We start from the raw sequence: 22250 nt of genomic DNA on the forward strand, positions 1-22250 counted from the left end.
GGTACAGCTACTGGGAGCCGGGTGGTTGCGGGTGCTCGGGGACGGGCGTCGACGGTCATGCGATTCGGCTCTCTCGGGGATCTTGCGCGCCCATCACGGGCACGGACTCACCCCGGCCGGCAAGAAGGTCTTCGGCAAGCAACTGCCCAACGCGAGGCCGGCCTGTAGCGGTGTCCAGTGGTAGACGCTCTGCACGCACGGGCGTGGCACCGCCGATGCCACTCATCGGCGCCGGTCAGGGACTGACGCTGGCCCCGCTGACCTCCAGCGGCGTCGACGGCGTCGCCCCCGCGGACGCGGGGGCCGGCTCGGGCCTGGTCAACACCGTGCACCAGATCGGCAGCGCGCTGAGCCTGAGCATTCTGACCGCCGTCGCCGCCTCCGTCTCGACCGGCCACGCGGCCGCAGACATCGCGGCCCGCTCGGGCGTGGCCCTGACCGGCTCTGCCGTCCTGCTCGCGCTGGCGGTCGCGGTCGTCCTCACCCTCATCGTGCCCTCACGGGCCACCCGCAACGAAAGGTCCCTGTGATGCAGACCCTGACCCTCAACAACGGCGTCGAGATGCCCGCCCTGGGACTCGGTGTCTTCCAGACCCCGCCCGACGAGACGCGGACCGCCGTCAGGGCAGCGCTCGACCTCGGTTACCGGCACATCGACACCGCCGCCGCCTACGGCAACGAACGCGAGGTCGGGCAGGCCATCCGCGACTCCGGGGTGCCACGCGACGAGATCTTCATCGAGACCAAGATCTGGATCAGCGACTACGGCTACGACGAGACCCTGCACGGCTTCGACAAGAGCGCAGCCAAGCTCGGCGTCGAACAGATCGACCTGCTGATCCTGCACCAGGCCCTGCCGTCCGAGTTCGGCAAGACCCTCGCCGCCTACCGCGCCCTGGAGAAGCTCCTGGCCTACGGAAAGGTCCGCGCGATCGGTGTCAGCAACTTCATGGTCGACCACCTGACCACGCTGCTCGAGGCCACCGACGTCCTCCCGGCCGTCAACCAGCTGGAGATCCACCCCTACTTCCAGCAGCGCGCCGTCCTCGACTTCGACGACCGACACCACATCCTCAACCAGGCGTGGTCCCCCATCGGAGGGATCACCTTCTACCCGGGCTACGGCGAGGACCGCAAGAGCGTCCTTGCGGACCCGGCCGTCACGCGCATCGCCGAGACGCACGGCAGGAGCCCCGCCCAGGTACTGCTGCGCTGGGGCCTCCAGCAGGGCCGCTCGGTCATCCCCAAGTCCACCAAGCACTCACGCATCGCGGAGAACATCGATGTCTTCGACTTCGAGCTCACCGCCGATGAGTTGACCGCCCTGAATGCGTTGGAGACCGGCCGGCGCGGTGGCCCCGAACCCGAAGCCGTCACCCTCGCCGACTTCGGCCGCGCCATCCCCGAAGCCTGACCCAACCCCCTCAGCAGGAGGACTCACGGTGCCCACCACCGCCGTCAAGGCGTTCGGCGCTCATGCGGTCCGAGCCGGGTTCGGCGCGGGCGCCGAGGATGTGCGGGCTGCTGAGCCACATGAGAAGGCCCGCCAGGCCGAAGCCGCCGGGGTCGCCGGCCGGTAGCGGCGGAGCGAACAGGCCTCCGGGGGCGCCGTCGATCTCGGCAGTCCGCTTGTGCGGACCAGGATCGGCTCCCCGCCGCTCTTCTGCTCGCGGACGACGGCCTTGCCGGGCGGGGCCGTCAGAAGTCGTACGGCTTCTCGGTGGTCCAGTTCAGCACGTCGGCCTCGTTCCAGCTGAACTGCGGCTTCTGGCCCGTGGTGTCGACGGAGTAGAAGGGGCCGTTGTGACCGTCCGCGCCGCGCAGCGCGATGGCGAACGACTGCGCCGTGTGGTGCTTCGAGCCGTAGTCGAAGAGGTTCACCGCGCTGTATGCCTTGCCTCCGGGCCGGAGTGTGATGTGCTTGTCGCCGCCCGGGTTGTCCTTCTTCGAGTGCGGCAGTGCGGCGGCGTCGACGTCCCCGCCGAGCTTCACGGCCGGGTACGAGGTGACCCAGCAGGGCTTGGTCCCCTCGTTCGACGCGGTGACCAGCAGGTGGTCGCCCTGCTGACCGGCGAACCGGTGCACCGCGGTGACCAGCATCTCGTCTCCGCGGCACTGCTGGACGCCGGCCGTGGTGACCTTGATCGCGACCTTGTCCGTCCCGCCGGAGAGGGTTGCCGGGCGCGCCCCCTCCTTGCGGTCACCGCCGCTGTCGGCCTGCTCCGCGCTGCCCTTGCCGTCCCTGTCGGACGCGGACCGGCTCTGTGCGGTACCAGCGGTGGCGGTGCCAGTGGTGTGGTCGCCGCCCGCCGCCTTCGAGTCCTTGTCGGCGCCGGCGCAGGCGGTCAGGCCCAGCGCCAGCGCGGCGGTGACGGCGGCCAGGGCGGCGGAACGGGCGGTACGGCGGGCACGGTGCGCGGTCATGATGAAAGCTCCCCCATGGTCAGGACGCGGCACCTCCCCTGCTCCCGCAGGGCGACCGGCCGCATCGGCTGTTTCGCTGCACCCCGTGAGATGACGTCGGGGCGGGCGTCGTTCACTCCGGTCTGCCCGCATTTGGTAACAGGGCAACTGGGCGCAGGGACGCCGATGTTCATCCACGTCGTCGGGAGCCGACAGCGAACAACGAGCCCTTTCCCACCTGGCTGCGGCACCGATCCGGCAAGGTGCCGGGCTACGAGATTGACGGACCTCAGGTGACGGGTTCATCGCGTCCTGGGCGAGTGCGTGAGCTCCAGGCGTGGTGCCGGCGGCAGCGCCGTAGGCGCTCCCGTCTCTGGTGCGGCGCGGAACGCCTCGATCATGTAGGCGGCGAAGCGGCGGGAGGCCGTGACCCGGGCGGCACGCGGCGTGTCCTGGAGGCCCCGGTGGGCCATGAGCATGAGGATCAGGTCGTCGACGACGAACCCGGGGCGCAGCCGGCCGGTCTCCTGGGCGCGGCGGGCCAGTTCGCCGACCGCGCGCAGAGTCTGCTCCCGGTCGGCGGAGAAGTCCATGGCCTCGGGGAAGGCCGTCATGAAGGCGTCGGCGAATCCACGGCTGTACGCGTGCAGTTCGCAGATCCGCTCGATCAGGCTCCGGAATCCGTGCCACGGGTCCGAGTCCGCGAGAGCGTCGCGGACGGCGGCATGGCAGGCTCGCCGCTGCTCGGCGAAGGTCTCCGCGATCAGTGCCTGCTTGGTCGGGAAGTGCCGGTACAGCGTGGCGGGGCCGACGCCTGCATGCCGTGCGACCTCGCGCACGGGCGCACTCAGGCCCTCTTCGCCGAACACCGCGCGGGCGGCGTCCAGGATGCGGGCCCGGTTGTCTCGGGCGTCGGAGCGCGCAGTGTGAGGCAAATGGTTGGCCATCGTTTCTCACTTCAGCCAAGCGGACGGGGACGTTCGTTATGGTCCCAGGGCGGTGCCGCCGTCCCGTCCCGGCACTTCGCCGGTGATGCCCCGGCTGTGCTGTGCGGGCCGGCTCGACGCCCACGGCCGCAGCGACTGCGGTCCTTCCTCCACCGACCCGAGGAGCAGAGATGAAAGCCGTCTTGATCAGGACCTTCGGAGACCCCGATGGCCTGGAGGTCGTCGATGTGCCCGTGCCCGTTCCGGCCCCGGGGCAGGTGCTGATCGCCACGGAGGCGATCGGGGTGGGCGGCGTGGACGCCGTGATCCGCCGGGGGACGCTTGCCGCCTACGGCTTCCGGGAGGGGCATCTCCTCGGCAGCGAGGTCGCGGGAAGGGTCACCGCGGTGGGAGAGGGCGTGGACGCCTCGTGGATCGGACGGCGAGTGTGGGCGTTCACCGGCCTGTCCGGTGGGTATGCCGAGCAGGCCGTCGCCGCGGTCGAGGACGTCCTTGCGCTGCCCGACGGACTGACCGGCGCGGACGCGGTGACTCTCGGCGGCTCCGGCGTGGTCGCCCATTTCGCCCTGGACCGGGCCCGTTTCACGCCCGGTGAGACGGTGCTCGTGCGCGGTGCGGCGGGCAGCATCGGGGTCACGGCGGTCCAGCTCGCGGTCAGGGACGGCGCGAGCGCGGTGGCGGTCACCACCTCGTCGGTGGAGCGTGGCGCCCGCCTGCGAGGCCTGGGCGCGACTCATGTCCTTGACCGCTCGGGCGAGGGCGGCCCGGACGCACCGACGGGGTTCGACGTGGTGATCGATGTCGTAGGGGGTCCCCAGCTTCCCCCTTTTCTGGACAAGTTGAACGCCAACGGGCGGTATGTGGCCGTCGGTGTGGTCGGTGGGCAGCCCCCGGCGGACTTCGGCATGCGGCTGATGGACGCCTTCCGCAGGTCGTTGTCGTTCACCACTCTCAGCTCTGACACCGTGCCCGGCCCCGACCGGCAGGCCGTACGGTCGTCCCAGTTCGCCGATGCTGCGCGCGGAGCCCTGCGCACGGTCGTTCACGAGGTGTTGCCTCTGGACCAGGCGGTGCCGGCCCACCGTGCGATGGACGCGGGAGAGGTATTCGGCAGGGTTGTGCTGGCTCCCTGAGCGGGGCGGAGGAAGGCGTTCGCGGCCCGGGTACGAAAAGGCCTCGCTCAGGTCGCGGCTGATGCCCGGCGCCGAGGGTCACCTGCCGGGGCCGGGCAAGTGCGTAACGCCGTCCGGCTGGAGGGCGCGGACCTTGACGCGGGAGACGTGCACGGCCTGCTGGCCTGCTGGCCTGCCTGGAGCTTGTCCCAGCGGCCGCGGTAGGGGACACACCGGGACTACGCGGCGGCCGTCACTCTTCAGGTCCTCGAGAACGCAGCCCTTGGTTGACCTTCACCTTGGGGGAGGCCACAGCATCAGTGAGGCCGGGCGACGCGCTCGGCATGAGGAGGAGCGAGCATGAGGTTGCTGACCATCGGGGCGTTCGCGAAGGCGTCCCGACTGTCGCCGAAGGCGCTGCGTCTTTACGACGAGCTCGGTCTGCTGCCCCCTGCACGCGTCGACCCGGTGACCGGCTACCGCCTCTACGCACCGGAGCAGTTGGACCAAGCCCGACTGGTCGCCTGGCTCCGGCGCCTGGGCATGCCGCTGGCCCGCATCCAGCACGTCTGCGCGCTGGACGCGGGCCCGGGGGGACAAGAGGTGCGCGCGTTCTGGGCCCAGGTCGAGGCCGAGACTGCCGCACGACGGGACCTGGCCACCTTCCTCATCGACCACCTGTCACGGAAGGACCCCGCCATGTCCCCGACCGCCAAGCCCTTGGAAATCCGCTACGCCGCCCTTTCCGACACGGGTCTCGTCCGCGAGAGCAACCAGGACACCGCCTACGCCGGATCCCGGCTGCTCGCTGTCGCCGACGGCTGCGGAAGCCAAGGAGCCCCTGCCGGCGCAGCCGCCATCGACGCGCTGAAGTACCTCGAAACCGACAGCATCCCAGCCGGCGATCTCCTCAACGTCCTGGAAGACGTCGTCGAACGGGCCAAGCAGGCCGTGCACGACGTCGCCGGGACGGGCTCTGCTTCCGAAGACACCGGCACGACGCTGACCGCGATGTTCTGGACCGGATCGCAGCTGGCCCTCGTCCACATCGGCGACTCCCGCGTCTACCTCCTGCGCGGCGGAGAGCTGTTCCAGATCACCCACGACCACACCATGGTCCAGTCGATGGTCGACGAAGGACGCCTCAGCCCGGAAGAAGCCGCCTCCCACCCCCAACGGTCGCTGTTGGTGAGGGCCCTGGGCGCAGGAGCCGACACCACCCCCGACCTGCGCCTCCACGACGCCCAGGGGGAAGACCGGTATCTGCTCTGCTCCGACGGCCTGTCGACCGTCGTGCCGACCCAAGAGATCCGCCGAGTGCTCTCCGAGAACAGTGAGCCGGAGCAGGCCGCCCGCGGACTCATCGCTCTCGCCAACGCCTCCGGCGGCCCCGACAACGTCAGCTGCGTGGTCGCCGACCTCATGGAACTCCAGCAGTAGGAGCGAGCGGCATGCACTTCGACTGGCACCAGATCCGTTCTCAGGAGCTCATCCGCCAAGCTGACGAGTACCGACTCGCCCGGCAAGCCAGGAACGCCGAGCTGGCTCCCGAGCCCAGGGCAGCCAGACTGTTGCGACCGGCCTCCCGGCGCCCGCGGGGTCTGGGCTGTGGGGGTGGGGGCCGTGACCGTTCATGCGGTGGTGGATTGTGCCGGCCGCCGCCGACAGGCAGGGTGCTCGACCGAGGCCGTCACCGTCAGGCACGGTGACCCGCCCCGCGCCGGCTCAGGAGGATGTACGGCGGTGCGTGTTCGGCGCTCGGTCGGTCTCGGCCCGTTGGAAGGTGCCGTACAGCAGCCACAGGGCCGGGATCAGCAGGACGGCGCCGCAGGCGAGGGAGATGAGGCAGGCGGAGAGGACGGCGGGCTGGGAGGCCGCCCCGCTCACCGTGAGGCTGCCGACCAGCATCGCCGGGTACTGGGCCGCGCCCCATGCCCACAAGATCGCGGCGACGGCCAGCGCCGACGCTCCGCGCGCCGCGACGTAGCGGCGCCGGGTCAGCAGACCGAGGCCCACGACACCGCTCACCGCGCTGAGTACAACCAGCGGCAGCGCCCGGTGCGTGAGCCCGTGGAACAGCTGGGGAGCGTCCGCGTGCAGCACCGCGATGCCGGCCAGCGCGACCGCTCCGCTCGCCAGCCCGCTCCCCACGGCCCGCCGGGCGAAGCCCCGCGCCAACTCCGCGTCACCCTCGCGGTCCGCGTCCGCGCAGAGGTAGACGGCTGCGAGATGGGCGCAGGTCAGGACGGCCAGGACGCCACCGAGCGCGGACGTCGGGTTCAGCCAGCTGGTGATCACATTGCCTTGTGCCAGCCCGGCCGGTACCCGACCGGAGGCGACTGCCCCGGCGACGGCGCCGAGGAAGAAGGGGGTGACCAGCGACGAGGTGGCGAAGCACGCGCCGAAGAGCCGGCGCTGCCACAGCTCGCTGCTGGCCTTGCGGAAGGCGAAGGCCGCACCTCGGGCGATGATGCCGAGCGCGGCGAGGGTCAGCGGAACATAGAGAGTGGACATCACGGCGGCGAAGACCGGTGAGAAACCGGACCACAGCAGCACGATGACGAAGATGAGCCAGACGTGGTTGGCCTCCCAGACCGGCCCGATGCTGTGCTCGATGAGCCGTCGCTGCGCGTCGCCCCGGCGGGCGCCCCCGGCGAGCAGGTCCCACACCCCGGCGCCGAAGTCGGCACCTCCGAACAGGGCGTAACAGGTCAGCCCGACCCACATGACGGCCAGAGCGGTGTCGGCGAGCACGGGACCTCCAAGGACGTTCACGGCGCGGGGAACGGGGGGCATGCGGGCCGGCGTCAGACCACGGGGTAGCCGCGCACGTCCGCCTCCTGCGGTGCGGCCGGTACGGGGGTGTCGCGGACCAGCCGGCGCAGCACGTACACCGTGGCGACAGTCATAGCCGCGTAGACCACGAGGACCAGCCACAGGCCCACCATGAGTCCGGGCGCCGGGTTGACGGCGTCCCGTACGCTCATCACCCCCCAGACGATCCACGGTTGCCGGCCCAGCTCGGTGACGCTCCAGCCGCTCTCCAGCGCCACCACGGAGGCGGGCCCGGCGAGCGCGACGAGAGCGAGCAGCAGTCGGCTGCCGCGCCGGTCGAGCAGGCCGCCACCGCTGCGGCGGGTGCGCCACCAGACGAACAGCAGCCACAGGCCGAGCCCGAGCAGGAAGAAGCCGACGGCGACCATCAGGTCGAAGGCCCAGTGCACTCCGGTCACGGCGGGCCACTGACTGCGGGGCACCCGGTCCAGACCCTCGACCACCGTGCCGGGCCGGTAGCCGACCAGCAGGGACAGGCCGTCGGGGACCTCCAGCCCGTACCTGAGACCGTTGTCGACGGCGATCCCGCCGATGGTGAGGGGGACGTGCGAACCCGTGCGGTAGACACCCTCGATGGCGGCCAGTTTCACCGGCTGGTAATCGGACAGGAACCGGGCTACCCAGTCGCCGACCACGATCTGGAACGGCGCGACCACTGCCCCCACGGTGAAGGAAAGAATGAACCCGGCCTTGTGGTAGGCGTCGCGTCGGCCCCGCAGCAGGGCAACCGCGTAGACGGAGGCGGTGAGGAAGGCGGCCACCATGAACGCCGCGAGGATCATGTGCACCGTCTGCGGCGGGCTGGCCGGATTGAGCATGGCCGCCCACGGGTCGACGTGAACTACCTTGCCGTCACGCAGGGTGAAGCCACGCGGCTGGTTCATCCAGGCGTTGGCGCAGACGACAAAGAAGGCGGAGGCGGTGCCCGCGATCACGATGGGAACACCGGTGAGCAGGTGCCGGCGCGGCGGCATCCGGTCCCAGGCGTACAGATAGATGCCCAGGAAGATGGCCTCGATGAAGAACGCGATGCCCTCCAGCGCGAAGGGCAACCCGATGACCTGACCGAAGCGCCCCATCAGGCCGGGCCACAGCAGTCCCATCTCGAAGCTGAGAATCGTGCCGGACACCGCACCCACCGCGAACAGCACGCCCATGGCCCGCGCCCAACGGCGCGCGAGCAGCTTCAGCGCGGGGTCGTCGCGGCGGATGCCCAGCCATTCCGCGAGCAGGGTCAGGGCAGGCAGGCCCACGCCGAGGCAGGCCACCACAATGTGCCAGGCCAGCGAGAAGCCCATCTGTGCTCGCGCCGCCGACAGGTCCCCCTCCGTCGCGGCACGAGCAAGGACCAGGAGAGACCACGAATCAGAGCCCACGGCGATGTCGTTCACGAACGCTCTCCCTCGCACCCTGGAACCACCACCACAGGCTCCCTCAGTGTCACCGGTACCAGCCCGCAGCCACACCGAAGTAACCGCCACACATCCAGGCAAACCCACCACAGGCGTCCCTGCCCCACTCACCGGTCGTCCTCAGCTGCCGGGCACCACCCGACCGGAGAGCTGCTCTCGGCGAACACCACGCCGGCGGCCTCACGCCGCGACACAGATCCGAGTCGCAGCACCACCGCGAGCCCGCCGCGCGGACAGGCACGGCCAGGGAGCCGCCGGTGAGCGTCGGCCTGCGCAGCGGGCAGACGGCCGGGGCGGCCACGGTGAACGTGCGGAGGCTGCGCCACTACGAGCGGCGCGCCCCGCCGGCGAGGAAGCGGGGACCACTGGCCCGCGCGGAGCGCAGCGGGGCGGCGGCCGGACGAAGTGACGACGGCCACGGGTCTCCCCTCCCCGGGGGCGCCCTGAGCCCGGATCACTGGACGTTGATCCGCCAGGCGATCATGCCGGTCGATCCCTTGACGCGGCTCGGCCCGTCAGGGTGGGCGCCTCCTGGTGCGGTGTCAGTGACTCATCGTGGCCGCAGACGGGCCAGTGTGCCGCGCATCGCAGCGCGGCCGCCCGCCTCCCGGGAGGCGGGCGGGGGGCGTCCGGTGGTGGCTCGTCGGCCCCGCCCTGGGGTACGACCAGCAGCTGCGCGACGAGGATGAGGCCGGGTACCGGCGCATGATCGCCTGGGTCCAGGCTCTTACCGATGCCTAGCTCGACGAGTTGCGGCAGCGGGCGAGGTCGGCGGCCGAAGCGGATCGCGGTCTGCGCGCCGAGCTGGTCACGTGCCTGGCGCGCCGGCGCCGGCGAGTGATCGATGAGACCCCGTGGAAGTTGGGTACGGACGCTGGGAATGGGGTCGGTTCCCGGTGGTCGGGACGCCGTACCGGGACGAGGTTCCGCTGTCCGGCCGGCTTGCCGACGCCGTCTCCCCCGTGGTCCTGGCCGAGGTCGCGGAGCTGCCCGACCTGCGATGGCCACCGGACCGCGCCTGGTGCCTGGGCGGGGACGCGGACCTGGTCAGCACCTACGTCGTCGGCTCACCGGAGCTGATCGCCGAGCGGCTTCCCACGCCGGGCCTGGAGGCGCACCCTGTCCGCCCGGACGACCTCCTCGGCTGAGCCGGCTCATTCACCGGGGGCGACGACGCGCGCCGCGATCCGGGCCGCCTCCTCGATGAGCTTCTCGTCCACCGGGGCGTCCCTACCGGGCTTGGCCGACAGGACGGCCAGCACGACCGGGGTCCCGCGGGTCGTCCAGGCGACACCGATGTCGTTCGCCGTCGCGTGCGAACCCGTGCCGGTCTTGTCAGCCACGACCCAGCCCCGTGGCAGCCCCGCCCTGAACCGCGCCGCGCTGGTGGTGTTGCCCTTCAGCCAGCCGACGAACCGCTCGCGGTCGGGGTGGGCCAGGGCCGGGCCGAGGACGAGGCGCTCCAGGTTCGCGGCGACGGCCCGGGGGGTCGTGGTGTCGCGCGGGTCGCCGGGGATCGCACTGTTCAGCTCGGTCTCCCACCGGTCGAGCCGGCTCACCTCGTCGCCGAGCGACCGGAAGAACCGGGTCAGACCGGCCGGGCCGCCGATCTCCCGGAGCAGCAGGTTGCCGGCCGTGTTGTCGCTGTACTGGATGGCCGCGGCACACACATCGGCGACGGTCATGCCGGTCGCCTGGTGCTCGTCGGTCTTCGGCGAGTTGGGCAGGCTGTCGTGCGGCGGGTAGTGCACCACCCGGTCCAGTGGCGCGCGGCCGGCCGCGTCGCGCAGGACCGCCGCCGCGGCGAACGCCTTGAACGTCGAGCACATCGCGAACCGCTCGCCCGCCCGGTGGGCCAGGGTCCGCCCGGTGCGGACGTTGCGCGCGTACAGGCCGAGCCGGGCGCCGAAACGCTCCTCCAGCTCGGCCAACTCGGCCCGTGCGGCGGACGAATCGGCGCCGGGGCGCGCGGAGGCGGCGGGCGCGGCGAAGGCCGTCGCGGTCACGGCGGCGCCGGTGACCGCGAGGCCGGCCTTGAGCAGACAGCGGCGCGGCAGTGGGGCGGGTCGGTCGGGGCTGGTCATCGGTGGGTCCTCCCGGATGATGCGTCGGCTGCGTCGATCTACGACGGACCCAGCGAAGCAGCCGCGTCCCTTCCATGTCCAAGAGGGAACTTTGAACGTCCCATGCTCTATTGATATATGTGCTGGATGGATCTGCTCGCCCACCTGGAGGCGTACGTGGCGACGGCCGAAGAGGCGGGCTTCTCCCGCGCGGCCGACCGGCTCGGTATCGCCCAGCCGCTGCTCAGCCGCCGCATCAAGACCCTGGAGGAGTACTTCGGCGGGCCGCTGTTCGACCGCACCCGGCGGCAGATCGTGATCACCGAACTGGGCGTCCTGCTGCTTCCGTACGCGCGGGACGTGCTCGACCGGGCGCAGCGACTGCGGCAGGTCGCCCGCTCGGCCCAGCGGTCGCGGGTGCGCGTCGTCGGAGTGCCCGCGGACTGCGCCCCGGCCGCGCTGGCCCGGGCCATCCGCGCCGGCGCCGAGCAGGGGATCACCCTCGGCATGCGGGAACTGCCGCCCCTGGAGCGGGAGTCCGGCCTCGCCGACGGTTCCCTCGCGTACGCGCTGGTGCGGACCGCTCCGGAACGGGGAGCGTTCCGGGCCCCGGCGGGTCTGGCGTCCGCGCCGGAGCCGGATGCCGCCGGAAGCCGGGCCGGGCGTCGTGGCGTCCACCTAGAGGAGCTTCGGCCGCGCCGCGGTCGCACCGCGGACCGCACCGCCCCGACACCTTCCCTGCTGCTCCTGACCGAGGACCAAGTTCCGTCCTACGAAGACAGATTGACGCGTGCCGCGGCTCGCGCCGGGCTGCCCGAGGGGCGCATCCGGCCGGCCGGTCCGACGGCAACCGCACTCGCCGAGACGCTCGCCGGGCGGGCGCTGCTGCTGTGCTCCGAGCCGTTCGCGCGGCAGCACGGAGTCCGATGGACTCCCCTGGCCGACCCCTCGCTGCACCGGGGCTACGACGTGGGCGCGGCCCAAGGCCGGGGCGGCCCGCAGGGCGTGCCCGACTGGCTGGCCACACCCCTTATGTCAGCCGTGGGCGCCGTGCCCCGCCGACGCGGCGGCCCCGGGCCCGACACCCACGGCGAGGATTCCGCCGCGCGGCTGGCGGCGCGCGGATGAGCGCGGCGGCGGAGCACCACCCGGCGTACACCGGCGGCCGCGGTGACCTGCTGGACGTCGCCGAGGGCATCGCCGCGGACTGGGCCGTACTCGGCGTCCGCGGCTCCTTCCTGGCCCGCAACCTCGACACCGGCGAGCAACTCGGCTTCGACATCGCGCGGCCGACACCGCTGGCATCCGTGGTGAAGGTGCCGTTGGCCCTCGTGGTGCTGGACCGGATCGCAACCGGGGCGCTCGATCCGGCGCACCCCGTGACGGTGGACCCGGGCACGCGCAGCGTCGGTCCGACCGGGCTCGCCGCCTTCCGGCACCCGGCCACGGTCGCCGTCGGCGACCTGCTGCTGATGCTGTCGGTGAGTGACAACGCCGCCGCGGACGCGCTGTTCGGCCTGGTGCCGGTGGCGGATGTCGACGCGCGGCTGCGTGCGTGGGGATGCGACGGGATCCGGGTGCGGCACCGGATGAACCACCTGTACGAGTGTGCGGCCGGGGCCGCCGGCAACGACTTCTCCCTCGCGCTGGAACTGGCCCTGCGGGACGAGCACGCCGGCCGGCACACCATCGAGACCCTGGACCCGGCGCACGCCAACGCCGGTTCGGCCGCGGCACTCGTGGACCTGCTGCAACGTGTATGGCGCGACGAGATCGCCGGGCCGCCGGCGACGGCGGAGCTGCGCCGGCTGATGGGCCTACAGGTCTTCACCCACCGCTTGGCGGGCGAGCTGCGCGCGGACACCCTGCGGTGGAGCGGGAAGACCGGCACGTTCCTGCACCTGCGGCACGAGGTCGGCGTGGTCGAGGCGGACTCCGGGGACCGGGTGGCGATGGCGGCGCTGACCCGGGCGGACCGCCGCGCGGGGCTGGCCGCGGACGTGGACCTGGCGATCGGCGCCGCGGGACGGGAGGCGTTCGAGGCGCTGCGGGCGTGACGGGTGCGTCTACACCGTGGTCTCGCCGATGAACTGGGCACGGGTGACGGCGTGGTGGGAGACGCCGAGGGGAAGGTGCGCGAAGATGTCCCCGCTCCCGGGGGGTCCCGCGGGTACGGGGGCACTTGCCGGCGCTCTGGCCGATCAGCCTGACCCCGGGACCATCCCCCGGTCACACCGTGACCGGGACCGTGACGGCCAGGCGGAGCCGTCCCGCACCGGGACAGCAGCCTGCACGCGCAGAGGGCGAGTTCGCCTCGCGCGTTGCTGCGACGGTCCGGCGGGCGTCGGGGGTGCCGGGTGGCAACGGCGACCTCCGCTCGGGTCGCTGCGCCCGGCACCGGTGGCAGCACCTGCGTGAGTCTCGAGGCCCGGCCGGCGCCAGGACGGCGCTCCCCCGCCCGCCGTGCCCCAGCAGTCCGGGAAGGCGGCTGGGGGCTGGAGCTGACACCCGTGATCGCGGCATGCGCCTTCGCGGCAGTCGATGACCTGCGGCACTGCCAGTCAGCGCACCCGCCTGCTCGACCGGTTGCGACCCTCAGGGGAGGTGTCTCTCGACCCACTCGGTGCCACCTGGCTGCGGGGCGTCGGGGTACGGGGTGACCTTGACGTCAGCGGCATGGTTGCCGGTGAGGGCATGTCGCGTCATACCCCGGCCGACCGTCCCGCCGCCCGTGTGACCGCGTCGCCGGTGGCAGCCGTCAGGCGACGAGGCCGAGCCGCGGACCACCCCGGTCGCGCAGGCGTCTGAAGAAGGCCAGCACGCCCGCGGAACCGCCGGCCCAGGTGGCACTCGACCGGGTGAGGCCGGTGTCCGGGAACACGGGCCGGGACCAGGTGCCGCCGCTGCGGCTCAGGATGAGCAGGGCGACGGTCTCGGCCGCGTCCCGGAACTCCTCGGACGCGGACGCCTCCGCGACGTCCACCATCAGGTCGCCCACTCCGGCCAGCCCGCAGCACTGTGTGACCAGCGGCATCCGCGGTGCCAGTGCGGCGCAGGCGCGCGCGGCCCGCTGGGCGAGGTCGAGGTACCCGGGCTCGTCGAGGCGTTGGGCGGCCCGGACGAGTACGGTCCCGATGCCGGCCAGGCCCCGGCACCACGAGCCGTAGCGGCGTGTCGCCCCCGGCTGGGCGGCCGCCGCGATGATGTCCGGTGTCACGGCGGCCAGGCGTGCGGCGGCCTTCGCGGAGCGGCTGGTCGCGTCCGGGTCGCCGGTCGCGCCGCCGTATTCGAGGAGGAAGCAGGCGACGCCCGCCTCGCCGTGCGCGATGCCCTCGCCGAGTGCGGCGCCGCCGGCCGTGTCCGAACCGGTCGGGGTCAGTCGGGCGGTACCCGACGCCAGCATCCGGTTGCAGTCGGCAGCGACGGCGAGGTGCCGGTCCGCGGCGTCTCGGTGACCGGAGCGGAGGGCGTGTCCGGCGAGCATCAGCCGGCCGAGGCCGATTCCGGCGGCGCCCGCGATCAGGTCCGCCTCCGGTGGTCCGCCGTCCGGTGCGCGGTCCGGCAGGGCGGGGTACCGGGACCGTCCGTCCGTGTCGGTCCCTTCCCTCAACCCGGCCTCGGCGAGGAAGAGTTCGACGCCGGTGTGCCCCGTGTAGAAGCCGGGTGGCAGGTTCCTGGACTGGTCCGCCGTCCACCGTGCCAACGCGGTGACGGTCGAACGCACGTGGGGCCGGTGCGCGTGGTGGAGGAGTTCCAGTCCGAGTCCCGAACTGCCGCCGTAGACGTCGATCGAGGTGGGGACGTTCAGCTGTGCGGCCCGTTCCGGGTCCACGATCGCGCGCGCTTCACCGACGCAGAACGCGGTCGTGTGCTCGATGATCTCGTCCAGCAGGTCGCTGTCGATCCGGGGGCGCGCGGGCCGGCGTGCGGTCCCGGTCGTGCCGGTGCGCAGGCGATCGGCGGTGGCGGTCCGTACGGCCGGGTCGAAGCTCAGGAGGCCGGTGATCGACGACCGGATCTCCCGGTGGGTGCGCCCGGGCAGTGCCCATGCCAGGCAGGCCAGGGTCCGGTCCCGGTTGACCCCGTGGCCGATGTCGACGATCACCGGGTCCATGCCGGTGGCGGCGAAGAAGAGGGTCGCGCCGAGGGCGTAGTGGTCGTCGGCGGGGGCGGCCGGTCCGGTCGCGCGCAGAACCGGCTCGCTGTATCCGGGGGTCGCCCCTCCCGGCCCGGCGCCGTCCCACTCGCTGATCCCGAAGTCGATCACGTGGCAGTGGCCTGAGTCGTCGAGCACGACGTTGTCGGGCTTGAGGTCGCGGACGACCACGTTCATGCCGTGGATCGCGTCCAGGACGTGGAGGAGCCGGGAGGCGAGGGCGGACAGGGTGCGCGCCGGCCGGGTGTCGTCGTCCCGGTAGGGCCCGTTGCGCAGGACCTCACGGCGCAGGTCCCGGTCGCCGCAGCTGCTCATCACCAGGTACTCGTCCGACTCGTGAGCGAAGTAGTCCAGTGCGCGGGGCACTCCCGTGACGCCGTCGAGCGCGGTGAGGACCGTGCGCTCGTTGCGCAGCCGGTGGCGGGCGTCCGTACCGGATTCGTCCTCGCCCACGAAGGCCCTCGCCTGCTTGACCACCACCGGCCGCCCGAAAGTGCGGTCCACCGCGCGGTAGACGTAGCCCCGGGGTGCGCGCGTGATGCCGGCGGTGACCGTGTAGCGTCCGCCGCCGAAGCCGGGCGCGGACGGCTCGTCCCGGTGTCCGGAGCCGATCGCGAAGGGGTCCTCGGCCCAGGGCGGGCACCGGTAGCGGCCGACGGCCAGGCCGTCGAAGATCCGGCCGTCCGGCCCGGTCATGACGGATTCGAGCCGCCCGCTCCGGCCGGTCCGGTAGTCGCCCGTGAAGGGGCCGTAGCGGTAGTAGACCGGGGCTCTCGGGTCGACCCGCCGGTCGCTGACGACCCGCGGGCCCTCCCGGTCACGCAGTACGGCGGCGAGTTCCCGGGCGACCTCGACCACGGTGCCGGCCAGCGGGTAGACGGTGATCGCCTTGCCGACGGCTCCGGCGCTCACCACCCCGGAGTTGAGGCGGCGCAGCGTCTGCGGGTCACGGGCGAACTTCGCGTGGCAGACGTGCCGGGACAGCACCGGCAGGACGAGCCGGGTCACGGCGTCGAGGTCACCGGGACGAGCCGAGACGTGCAGTTTCCAGCCGTGTTCCATCGCCGGCATCCGCGGATCGTTCAGGTACGACCACGTGTCGTCGGACCAACCGCTGCGGCCGGCGATGGAAACGGCCACCACTACGAGTTCAGGTCACAGGCGAAGCGGGTGGTGGCGGTCACCCAGGGGTCGGCGAGACACGCCGTGTGCTCGCGGTCGCCGCGGTCGTCATCCTCGAACACGATCGCCTCGTCGTCGATCTCCAGCGGACCCGCGTCGCGGAATCCGTCGGCTTCCAGAAGATCCGGCACGGCTACGGGCATGTGACGCCTCCATGGTGTGTCGTGCGCTCAGGAACAGGCAATGGCCCGACACGGGCCGGTGGACCCGCTGGGCCAAGAACGTGCTGCACAAAGGTAGGGACGGGGTGAACTCGCTGACAAGGGGTCAGGTGGCACTCCTCCCGGAGATGCCCCCGGAAGCAGTGCCGCCCTCGCCCGAAGGCCGCCCCACCCCCACCGACGGGTCAGACGTCGGCGCGGGCGAGGGACGCGGGGAGGAACTGCTCTCCGAACCGGTGACGGCCACGGTCACGCCGCTGCGTCCCCTCTCCGGCCCTGGCCGGACGAGCCCGTCGACCGGCGCGCACCGGTACGCAAGGCGAGCTTCTCCGGACCGCCACGGAGGAAGTGGAGAGGTGGTCGAGCTACCGGAGAGGCGGACGTTCGACGGCCGCACCCAGGAGCTCGTCTCGCGGCCCGTACTGCTCCACGGGGCCTGACCGCAAGGGAGGATGGAGGCCATGACTCGCGTCGCTCGCCGCATGTTCGAGCTCCTGGAACCGATCTGCCTGGTCACCTACTTCGCCGACGAGTGCAACGAGGAGCTGGCCGCGCTCGGGCACCGCACCTACTGGGACGGCTACTTCGCCAGCCGCGCCGCGCCGCTGGGGCGGGTGCCGGCGCAGGTCGTGCACGCGGCCTTCTACAGCTTCGCCGACGGGGAAGCCGCGCGGCACATCCCGAGCGCGTGGGAGACGATCCCGCCCGAGGCGTCCGTCGCCGCGCGGGAGCGGGGCAGCGCCGCCTCCCTACGGCGGATCCTCGGCGACGAGCTGGCCGGCTCCCCGGGCCTGGTGCGCGCCGCCGACCTGACCACCGAAGCCGCGACGAGCGCGCCCACAGAAGGTCGGGTGATGTACGCCGGGATGCGCACCCTACCGGTGCCGAGCGACCCGGTCGCCCGGCTGTGGCATTCCGCGACCATGCTGCGCGAGCACCGCGGTGACGGGCACGTCGCCGCTCTCGTCGGCGCGCGCATCGGCGGCACGGAGGCCCACGTCCTCGACGCGCTGGCACGCGGCATCCACCCGCCGGAGTCGTTCGGTCGCCTCCATCACCTGCCGACGGAGCGGCTGGCCGCGGTCATGGACGGCTTGCGCGAGCGCGGGCTCGTCGACTGCGGCGGCCGGTTCACCGACGCCGGCCGCGAGACCAAGCAACGCGTCGAAGCCCTCACCGACGAGCTCGCCGCCCCGCCGTACGACGCCCTGTCTCCCGCCGAGCTCGACGAGCTGGCCGCCGAGCTCGAACCCATCACCGCGACGCTGGTGGCCGCGGGGTCGCACTGACGAGCAGCGACTGACGGGAGGAGGAGTACGCGGTCCGGTACGGCGCATTCGCGGCCCGGTGTTGCCGCCCGAGGTGCTCGACCCGACCGTCGACTTCCCGGCCGCATGCCGATGCCGATGCCGACAGGTCGGTCGGCCTGGGCGCCGGAGGCAAGCCGTCCCTGAACCACCGTCGGCGGCGGGGGCGGCACCGCGGACGGCACTCCGGCCGGGAGGGGAGGGGATCGGCCGTGCCGTCGGCTGCCGCGGGCACAGCAGATCAGCGGCTGTTGTCCGGGTGGTGGACGCTGAGGTCGCCGTAGGCCGACAGAACGCCGGCCAGGTCACCGGGTTCGTGCCGCAGGGTGATGTCCAGGAAGGCGAGAGTGGTCGCGGCGACGACGTGCGGGCTCTGGGCGCGGCCCAGGGAGCCGACTATCGAGGGCACGGGCGGCAGGTACAGGGGGCCGTCCATGAAGGTGAGGTGTGCGGCGCCGGGGATGGTGAGCCGGTAGCTCGTTGCGGTGCTGCGCCCGAGGGCCTTGGTGAGGCGGGGCAGGTAACGCGGGTCCGCCCCGGGGGTGATGGCCTGGGTGAGCGCGAGCGTCGGCTGGTGGAGAGGGGTGGAGGTGGAGCCGTGGGGGTAGCCGTCCAGATCGATGACGGCGTCGAACCGGCGGTCCTGCCGGGCTGCCCGCAAGGCGGCGGCACCGCCCATGGAGTGGCCGGTGACCGCGACCCGGCTGGTGTCCAGGCGTCCGGTCAGCGCACCGGTGATCTCGCCTCGGCCCACCTGGTCCAGCTGGGTGAGGACGAAGCTGAGGTCGGCGGCCCGAACTGCCGTCCAGCCGGCCGCCAGTTCGTCGTCCTGGTCCCGGTCCCCGGTGGAGGCGGTCTTGGCGTGAATCGTGCGGCCGTCGGCGAGGACGACGGCAGCGGAGTCGTACGGGTGGTCGAGGGCGGCGACCACATAGCCGTGGCTGGCCAGTTCCTCCGCCCAGGCGGTGTTCTGGGTGCGCACGCCGCCCGACCCGGGAGAGAACAGCACGACGGGGAACCGTCCGCTCCCACCGGCCACCGGGGCGTTGAAGACCGCATGGGTGCGGGCACGCGGGACGCCGTCGACCAGGAAGCCGGGCAAGCCGACCTCGCGGGCGAGGGCATCGGAGACGATGCGCGCCTCGCGCTCCGTGCGTCCGAGGTACTGGGCCCGCTGCGCGCCCGCGGGGCTCTTCCTCGCCGGATACCAGAGCTGGACCACGACCGTGCGCCGGTCGTGCGGGTCGGCGGTGAAGCTCTCGGGGCGGCGTGGGTCGGTCCACTGCGCCACGCGGGTGCCGACCGCGAAACGACCCGACGGCTCGGGGAACACGGGTACAGGAAAGGCCCAGGCGGCCACCGGACCCGCGGCGATCAGGCCGACGCAGGCCACCGACCCGGGCAGCGCCAGCCACCACCGGGCCCGCCACGCCGGCCGGCCGTCGGTACGGCGCCGCAGCACAGGTGAGAGGGCGAACGGCAACGCGACGGCGGCGCCTGCCAGTACGGGCAGCATCTGCCAGCGGATTCCCACCACGCTCAGCACGATCGCGGACAGCACGAGAACCGCCCCCGCCCCGATCGTGACGCGGGGGCGGGCAGCGGGGGGAAGCCAGCGCGCCACCACCAGCGCGGCGGCACCCAGCACGGCGAAGAATTCCAGAGGGGACATGTACAGCCCCGCGATGATCTCGGTCACCCGGCCATCCTCAGGGCGGGGCACACGATGCCACATCGATCCCGGGTCGCCATCGCATGCAACCGGAGTCGCGATCCGAGGCATGTCCCCCGTGCGACCACAGTCGCATCCGGACATCTCTCCCGTGCCACCGGAGTCGCAGTCGGGCACACCAGGTGAACGGCCGCTGTGCGACCGCGGAAGGTAGCGGGACTCCTCCTGCGGTCGTACCTCGGCGCGTTGCCATCAGACGGTGGGCTCATGCGCTGCGCGGGCCCGCGGCCTACCGTGACAGGGCCGCGGTACACGCCGGGGAGCGCGAGGTGTGCGCTCCCCGTCACCCGACCCGGCCCGGCTCCGGCTGTACGCGGTGGTGGCCCCGGCCGGGCCCCCACGATGCTGAATCGACAGGGACGTGTGATGACCGAGGCGCCCCCAGGGCCCGGCAATGCCCACCCGGTGCGCTACCGGGACCGCGTGCGGCGCACGAGGACAGCCGTACGGCTGAAGAGGTACGCCGACCTGACCTCCGTACGAGCGGCGCGACTGATGAGAAAAACCCGGCGCTGGTGCCTCCGGCTGCCGCCCATGGTGTGGGACGCGCTGTTGCCGGCGCTGCTCCTGCTCAACATCGTGAGCACGCGCGCGCCGCAGGAGCTTCCGGTGGCCGTGGCCCTCACCGCCGCCCTTGCGCTGCCCCTGGTGTGGCGGCGCCGGGCCCCGCTCACGGCGTTCGGCGCCGTGGCAGCCGCGGCCTTCGTCCAGTGGCTGATGGACGTCCAACTGCCGGCGGACATCGCCTTGCTGGTGGCTCTCCACACGGCGGCCGCGCACTCGGGCCGGCGCGGCACGCTTGTCGCCGGTGCCATCGTGGAGGGCGGGGCCCTGCTGGCCTGCCTGCGCTGGGCGACGGAAGGCGCATTCCTGACCCCCTTCGTCGCGGTCACCGCGATGGTCGTCGCCGCCGCCGTCCTGGGTGTGAACGCGCGGACCACGCGCGCCTACCTCTCGGCCCTGGAGGAACGGGCCGCACGCCTGGAGCAACAACAGGACCAGCAGGCCCGACTGGCCGTCGCCGAGGAGAGGACACGTATCACCCGGGAGATGCACGACATCGTCACCCACAACCTGTCCGTCATGGTCGCGCTCACCGACGCCGCCGTCTACGCGCAGCACCGGTCGCCCGACAAGGCCACCACCGCCATGCTCCAGATCTCCGAGACGGGCCGGCAGGCCCTGACCGACATGCGCCGCTCGTTGGGCATCCTGCGCACCGACGAACCGGACGCGGAGCGCCACCCGTTGCCCGGCATCGCGCAACTGGGGGCCCTCGCCGACCAGATGGGCGCCGCCGGGCTGCCGACCCGCGTCGAGGTCCAGGGCGGCCACACCCACATACCTGCCACCGCACAACTGACCGTCTACCGCCTGGTACAGGAAGCCTTGACCAACACCCTCAAGCACACGCCCACCGGCACCCACGCGAAGGTCCGGATACGGTGCTCGACCGAGACCGTCACAGTGGACGTCACCGACACCGGCCCCTGCCCACCATCTCCCGGCACCGCACCATCCGGCCACGGCATCCCCGGCATGCGCGAGCGCTCGGCCGCCTACGGGGGGAAGTTGCAGGCCGGACCGCTTCCGGGCGGCGGCTGGGGAGTCCGTACCCGCCTGTTCCTCGACGGCAGCGGAGCGGCGTCCGCATGACGATCCGCATCCTGATCGCCGACGACGAAGCGCTGCTCCGGATGGCGTTCAGCACGGTCCTGGAGGCCCAGCCCGACATGGCAGCGGTCGGCGAAGCCGCGGACGGCGTCCAGGCCGTACGCCTCGCCCGGGAACTGCGCCCCGATGTCGTCCTCATGGACGTCCGGATGCCCGGGACCGACGGGATCGAGGCGACCCGGCAGGTCGTCCGGATCTCCCCGCGGAGCAGAGTACTGATCCTCACCACCTTCGACCTGGATGAATACGCGTTCGCCGGACTCAACGCCGGAGCCTCGGGCTTCCTGCTGAAGAACACCAGGCCCGAGGAACTGCTCACCGCGATACGCAGCGTGGCCGCGGGCGACGCGGTGGTCTCCCCGCGGATCACCCGCCGTCTGCTGGAGAGCCTCCGCCCGCACATCCCCGACGGCAGCGGCGCCGCCCACGACGAGCGGTTGAGCCGGCTCAGCGCCCGTGAGCGCGAGGTGCTCATCCAGGTGGGCTGCGGCCTGTCCAACACCGAGATCGCGGCCACGCTGTACCTCGCGGAGGCGACCGTGAAGTCCCATCTGGGGAGAATCCTGCAAAAGCTCGAACTCCGCGACCGGATACAGGCCGTGGTCTTCGCCCACGAAAACCGTCTCATCCACCCGGCATGACGCCGCCGCCCGGGGCCCGGAGGAGTTCGATCAGCCCCACCGGCAGGAAAGCGGGACGGTGAGGTCGGCCGACCTGGTACGACACGAAACCCAGCGAAGACGCGACCATGACCTCTTCGGTCGTTTCCGCCTCGTAGACGACACGGCACCGGCCCGAGTCGGCCTTCGCGCGCTGCCAAAGGACCGGAGCCGGCTTGCGCTCGGTCTCGGCACGCGGAGTGAGGATCCGGTCCCCGAAGTCCTCCCAGGCGAAGGGGACCGGACCTCGCCACGTCGCGTCGACCTCCTCTTTCAGCTTGGCGGCCCGCTCGGCGTCGGTCGTGCCCCATGAGGACGGAACATTGGTGATCAGGCCGACTTCGATGTGCCGTTGGCGCAAGGAGCGCAGGTACGAGGCCGCGCCGGGCTGATAACTGGTGCTGCCGTCGTCCGCGGTGTGCAGGAGGGTCTCGCCCAGGTCGAAGTACACAACCGGACAGCCGCTTTCGCCGCTCGCACGGGCAACGGCAACCGTCGCCTTGTCCCCCCTCGTGTCCCCGGGAGCGGCACCACTGGCCGTGGCGCAGAGCACGACCGACACCAGGGCCGCACCCAGCACGAGGCTCTCACGGACCACACTCTTAGA

At 72.3% G+C, this 22250-nt stretch carries 20 protein-coding genes; 10 read left to right on the forward strand and 10 right to left on the reverse strand.

The annotated features are described in order from the left end of the window. The first annotated feature begins 215 nt into the window (after nucleotides 1-215). Nucleotides 216-530, forward strand: coding sequence for a hypothetical protein (locus AB0F03_RS20100; RefSeq protein WP_361993537.1), 315 nt, complete (start codon nucleotides 216-218; stop codon nucleotides 528-530). Further along, on the forward strand, nucleotides 530-1414 hold the full coding sequence (locus AB0F03_RS20105) for an aldo/keto reductase (protein ID WP_361993540.1): 885 nt from the start codon (nucleotides 530-532) through the stop codon (nucleotides 1412-1414). Before AB0F03_RS20100 ends, AB0F03_RS20105 begins: the two co-directional genes overlap by 1 nt. Before the next feature lie 10 nt (nucleotides 1415-1424). On the opposite strand, the gene AB0F03_RS20110 is transcribed toward AB0F03_RS20105, so the two are convergent. The 3 genes from AB0F03_RS20110 to AB0F03_RS20120 form a co-directional block, all read right to left on the reverse strand. Continuing rightward, nucleotides 1425-1616 carry a hypothetical protein gene (locus AB0F03_RS20110; RefSeq protein WP_361993787.1) on the reverse strand — a complete coding sequence of 64 codons (192 nt, stop codon included), beginning with the start codon at nucleotides 1614-1616 and terminating at the stop codon, nucleotides 1425-1427. Nucleotides 1617-1698: 82 nt separating this feature from the next. Then, nucleotides 1699-2424 (reverse strand): DUF4232 domain-containing protein, encoded by a 726-nt coding sequence (locus AB0F03_RS20115; RefSeq protein ID WP_361993543.1) that lies wholly within the window; start codon nucleotides 2422-2424, stop codon nucleotides 1699-1701. Between the two features lie 281 nt (nucleotides 2425-2705). Next, on the reverse strand, nucleotides 2706-3350 hold the full coding sequence (locus tag AB0F03_RS20120; protein WP_361993546.1) for a helix-turn-helix domain-containing protein: 645 nt from the start codon (nucleotides 3348-3350) through the stop codon (nucleotides 2706-2708). A gap of 170 nt (nucleotides 3351-3520) precedes the next feature. Here AB0F03_RS20120 and AB0F03_RS20125 point away from each other — a divergent pair, with 170 nt between their 5' ends. Together AB0F03_RS20125 and AB0F03_RS20130 are read left to right on the forward strand one after the other, a co-directional pair. Then, nucleotides 3521-4483, forward strand: a complete 963-nt coding sequence (locus tag AB0F03_RS20125; protein ID WP_361993549.1) for a zinc-binding dehydrogenase — start codon at nucleotides 3521-3523, stop codon at nucleotides 4481-4483. Nucleotides 4484-4822: 339 nt separating this feature from the next. Beyond that, nucleotides 4823-5902, forward strand: coding sequence for a MerR family transcriptional regulator (locus AB0F03_RS20130; RefSeq protein WP_361993552.1), 1080 nt, complete (start codon nucleotides 4823-4825; stop codon nucleotides 5900-5902). Between the two features lie 285 nt (nucleotides 5903-6187). Here AB0F03_RS20130 and AB0F03_RS20135 read toward each other — a convergent pair whose 3' ends face one another. Both AB0F03_RS20135 and AB0F03_RS20140 read right to left on the reverse strand, forming a co-directional pair. Continuing rightward, nucleotides 6188-7216, reverse strand: coding sequence for a cytochrome d ubiquinol oxidase subunit II (locus tag AB0F03_RS20135; protein ID WP_361993790.1), 1029 nt, complete (start codon nucleotides 7214-7216; stop codon nucleotides 6188-6190). Nucleotides 7217-7269: 53 nt separating this feature from the next. Further along, nucleotides 7270-8688 (reverse strand): cytochrome ubiquinol oxidase subunit I, encoded by a 1419-nt coding sequence (locus tag AB0F03_RS20140; protein WP_361993554.1) that lies wholly within the window; start codon nucleotides 8686-8688, stop codon nucleotides 7270-7272. Nucleotides 8689-9563: 875 nt separating this feature from the next. Between AB0F03_RS20140 and AB0F03_RS20145 the strand changes: the two genes are divergently transcribed. Further along, nucleotides 9564-9857: a hypothetical protein gene (locus AB0F03_RS20145; RefSeq protein ID WP_361993556.1), complete on the forward strand. Its 294-nt coding sequence runs from the start codon at nucleotides 9564-9566 to the stop codon at nucleotides 9855-9857. Between the two features lie 6 nt (nucleotides 9858-9863). Here AB0F03_RS20145 and bla read toward each other — a convergent pair whose 3' ends face one another. Then, nucleotides 9864-10793, reverse strand: coding sequence for a class A beta-lactamase (bla, locus tag AB0F03_RS20150; protein WP_361993559.1), 930 nt, complete (start codon nucleotides 10791-10793; stop codon nucleotides 9864-9866). A gap of 126 nt (nucleotides 10794-10919) precedes the next feature. Here bla and AB0F03_RS20155 point away from each other — a divergent pair, with 126 nt between their 5' ends. Then, a complete protein-coding gene (locus tag AB0F03_RS20155) occupies nucleotides 10920-11900 on the forward strand; it encodes a LysR family transcriptional regulator (protein ID WP_361993562.1) in 981 nt (326 codons plus the stop codon). Next, nucleotides 11897-12829, forward strand: a complete 933-nt coding sequence (locus tag AB0F03_RS20160; RefSeq protein WP_361993564.1) for a serine hydrolase — start codon at nucleotides 11897-11899, stop codon at nucleotides 12827-12829. Before AB0F03_RS20155 ends, AB0F03_RS20160 begins: the two co-directional genes overlap by 4 nt. A gap of 701 nt (nucleotides 12830-13530) precedes the next feature. Here AB0F03_RS20160 and lanL read toward each other — a convergent pair. Together lanL and AB0F03_RS20170 are read right to left on the reverse strand one after the other, a co-directional pair. Beyond that, nucleotides 13531-16068: a class IV lanthionine synthetase LanL gene (gene lanL / locus AB0F03_RS20165; RefSeq protein ID WP_361993567.1), complete on the reverse strand. Its 2538-nt coding sequence runs from the start codon at nucleotides 16066-16068 to the stop codon at nucleotides 13531-13533. 2 nt (nucleotides 16069-16070) lie between these two features. Beyond that, a complete protein-coding gene (locus AB0F03_RS20170; RefSeq protein ID WP_315877511.1) occupies nucleotides 16071-16253 on the reverse strand; it encodes an SflA family class IV lanthipeptide in 183 nt (60 codons plus the stop codon). Between the two features lie 479 nt (nucleotides 16254-16732). On the opposite strand from AB0F03_RS20170, the gene AB0F03_RS20175 reads away from it, so the two are divergent. Continuing rightward, nucleotides 16733-17560 carry a MarR family transcriptional regulator gene (locus tag AB0F03_RS20175; protein WP_361993570.1) on the forward strand — a complete coding sequence of 276 codons (828 nt, stop codon included), beginning with the start codon at nucleotides 16733-16735 and terminating at the stop codon, nucleotides 17558-17560. 259 nt (nucleotides 17561-17819) lie between these two features. On the opposite strand, the gene AB0F03_RS20180 is transcribed toward AB0F03_RS20175, so the two are convergent. Beyond that, nucleotides 17820-19313 carry a dienelactone hydrolase family protein gene (locus AB0F03_RS20180; protein ID WP_361993573.1) on the reverse strand — a complete coding sequence of 498 codons (1494 nt, stop codon included), beginning with the start codon at nucleotides 19311-19313 and terminating at the stop codon, nucleotides 17820-17822. A 363-nt stretch (nucleotides 19314-19676) separates the two neighbouring features. Between AB0F03_RS20180 and AB0F03_RS20185 the strand changes: the two genes are divergently transcribed. After that, nucleotides 19677-20966, forward strand: coding sequence for a histidine kinase (locus tag AB0F03_RS20185; protein WP_361993576.1), 1290 nt, complete (start codon nucleotides 19677-19679; stop codon nucleotides 20964-20966). Next, the gene (locus AB0F03_RS20190; protein ID WP_361993579.1) at nucleotides 20963-21625 is read left to right on the forward strand and encodes a response regulator transcription factor; all 663 of its coding nucleotides are present in this window, start codon (nucleotides 20963-20965) and stop codon (nucleotides 21623-21625) included. Before AB0F03_RS20185 ends, AB0F03_RS20190 begins: the two co-directional genes overlap by 4 nt. On the opposite strand, the gene AB0F03_RS20195 is transcribed toward AB0F03_RS20190, so the two are convergent. Then, nucleotides 21609-22223: a hypothetical protein gene (locus tag AB0F03_RS20195; RefSeq protein WP_361993582.1), complete on the reverse strand. Its 615-nt coding sequence runs from the start codon at nucleotides 22221-22223 to the stop codon at nucleotides 21609-21611. The two genes, AB0F03_RS20190 and AB0F03_RS20195, sit on opposite strands and share 17 nt — an antisense overlap. Nucleotides 22224-22250: the final 27 nt, after the last annotated feature.

The sequence above is a fragment of the Streptomyces sp. NPDC028722 genome (genome assembly GCF_040637655.1).
GTDB lineage: Bacteria > Actinomycetota > Actinomycetes > Streptomycetales > Streptomycetaceae > Streptomyces.

Coding starts and splice junctions, on each gene's coding strand:
- AB0F03_RS20100 (WP_361993537.1), top strand. CDS start 216: ATGCCACTCATCGGCGCCGGTCAGGGACTGACGCTGGCCCCGCTGACC.
- AB0F03_RS20105 (WP_361993540.1), top strand. CDS start 530: ATGCAGACCCTGACCCTCAACAACGGCGTCGAGATGCCCGCCCTGGGA.
- AB0F03_RS20115 (WP_361993543.1), bottom strand. CDS start 2,424: ATGACCGCGCACCGTGCCCGCCGTACCGCCCGTTCCGCCGCCCTGGCC.
- AB0F03_RS20120 (WP_361993546.1), bottom strand. CDS start 3,350: ATGGCCAACCATTTGCCTCACACTGCGCGCTCCGACGCCCGAGACAAC.
- AB0F03_RS20125 (WP_361993549.1), top strand. CDS start 3,521: ATGAAAGCCGTCTTGATCAGGACCTTCGGAGACCCCGATGGCCTGGAG.
- AB0F03_RS20130 (WP_361993552.1), top strand. CDS start 4,823: ATGAGGTTGCTGACCATCGGGGCGTTCGCGAAGGCGTCCCGACTGTCG.
- bla (WP_361993559.1), bottom strand. CDS start 10,793: ATGACCAGCCCCGACCGACCCGCCCCACTGCCGCGCCGCTGTCTGCTC.
- AB0F03_RS20155 (WP_361993562.1), top strand. CDS start 10,920: ATGGATCTGCTCGCCCACCTGGAGGCGTACGTGGCGACGGCCGAAGAG.
- AB0F03_RS20160 (WP_361993564.1), top strand. CDS start 11,897: ATGAGCGCGGCGGCGGAGCACCACCCGGCGTACACCGGCGGCCGCGGT.
- AB0F03_RS20170 (WP_315877511.1), bottom strand. CDS start 16,253: ATGCCCGTAGCCGTGCCGGATCTTCTGGAAGCCGACGGATTCCGCGAC.
- AB0F03_RS20175 (WP_361993570.1), top strand. CDS start 16,733: ATGACTCGCGTCGCTCGCCGCATGTTCGAGCTCCTGGAACCGATCTGC.
- AB0F03_RS20180 (WP_361993573.1), bottom strand. CDS start 19,313: ATGTGGCATCGTGTGCCCCGCCCTGAGGATGGCCGGGTGACCGAGATC.
- AB0F03_RS20185 (WP_361993576.1), top strand. CDS start 19,677: ATGACCGAGGCGCCCCCAGGGCCCGGCAATGCCCACCCGGTGCGCTAC.
- AB0F03_RS20190 (WP_361993579.1), top strand. CDS start 20,963: ATGACGATCCGCATCCTGATCGCCGACGACGAAGCGCTGCTCCGGATG.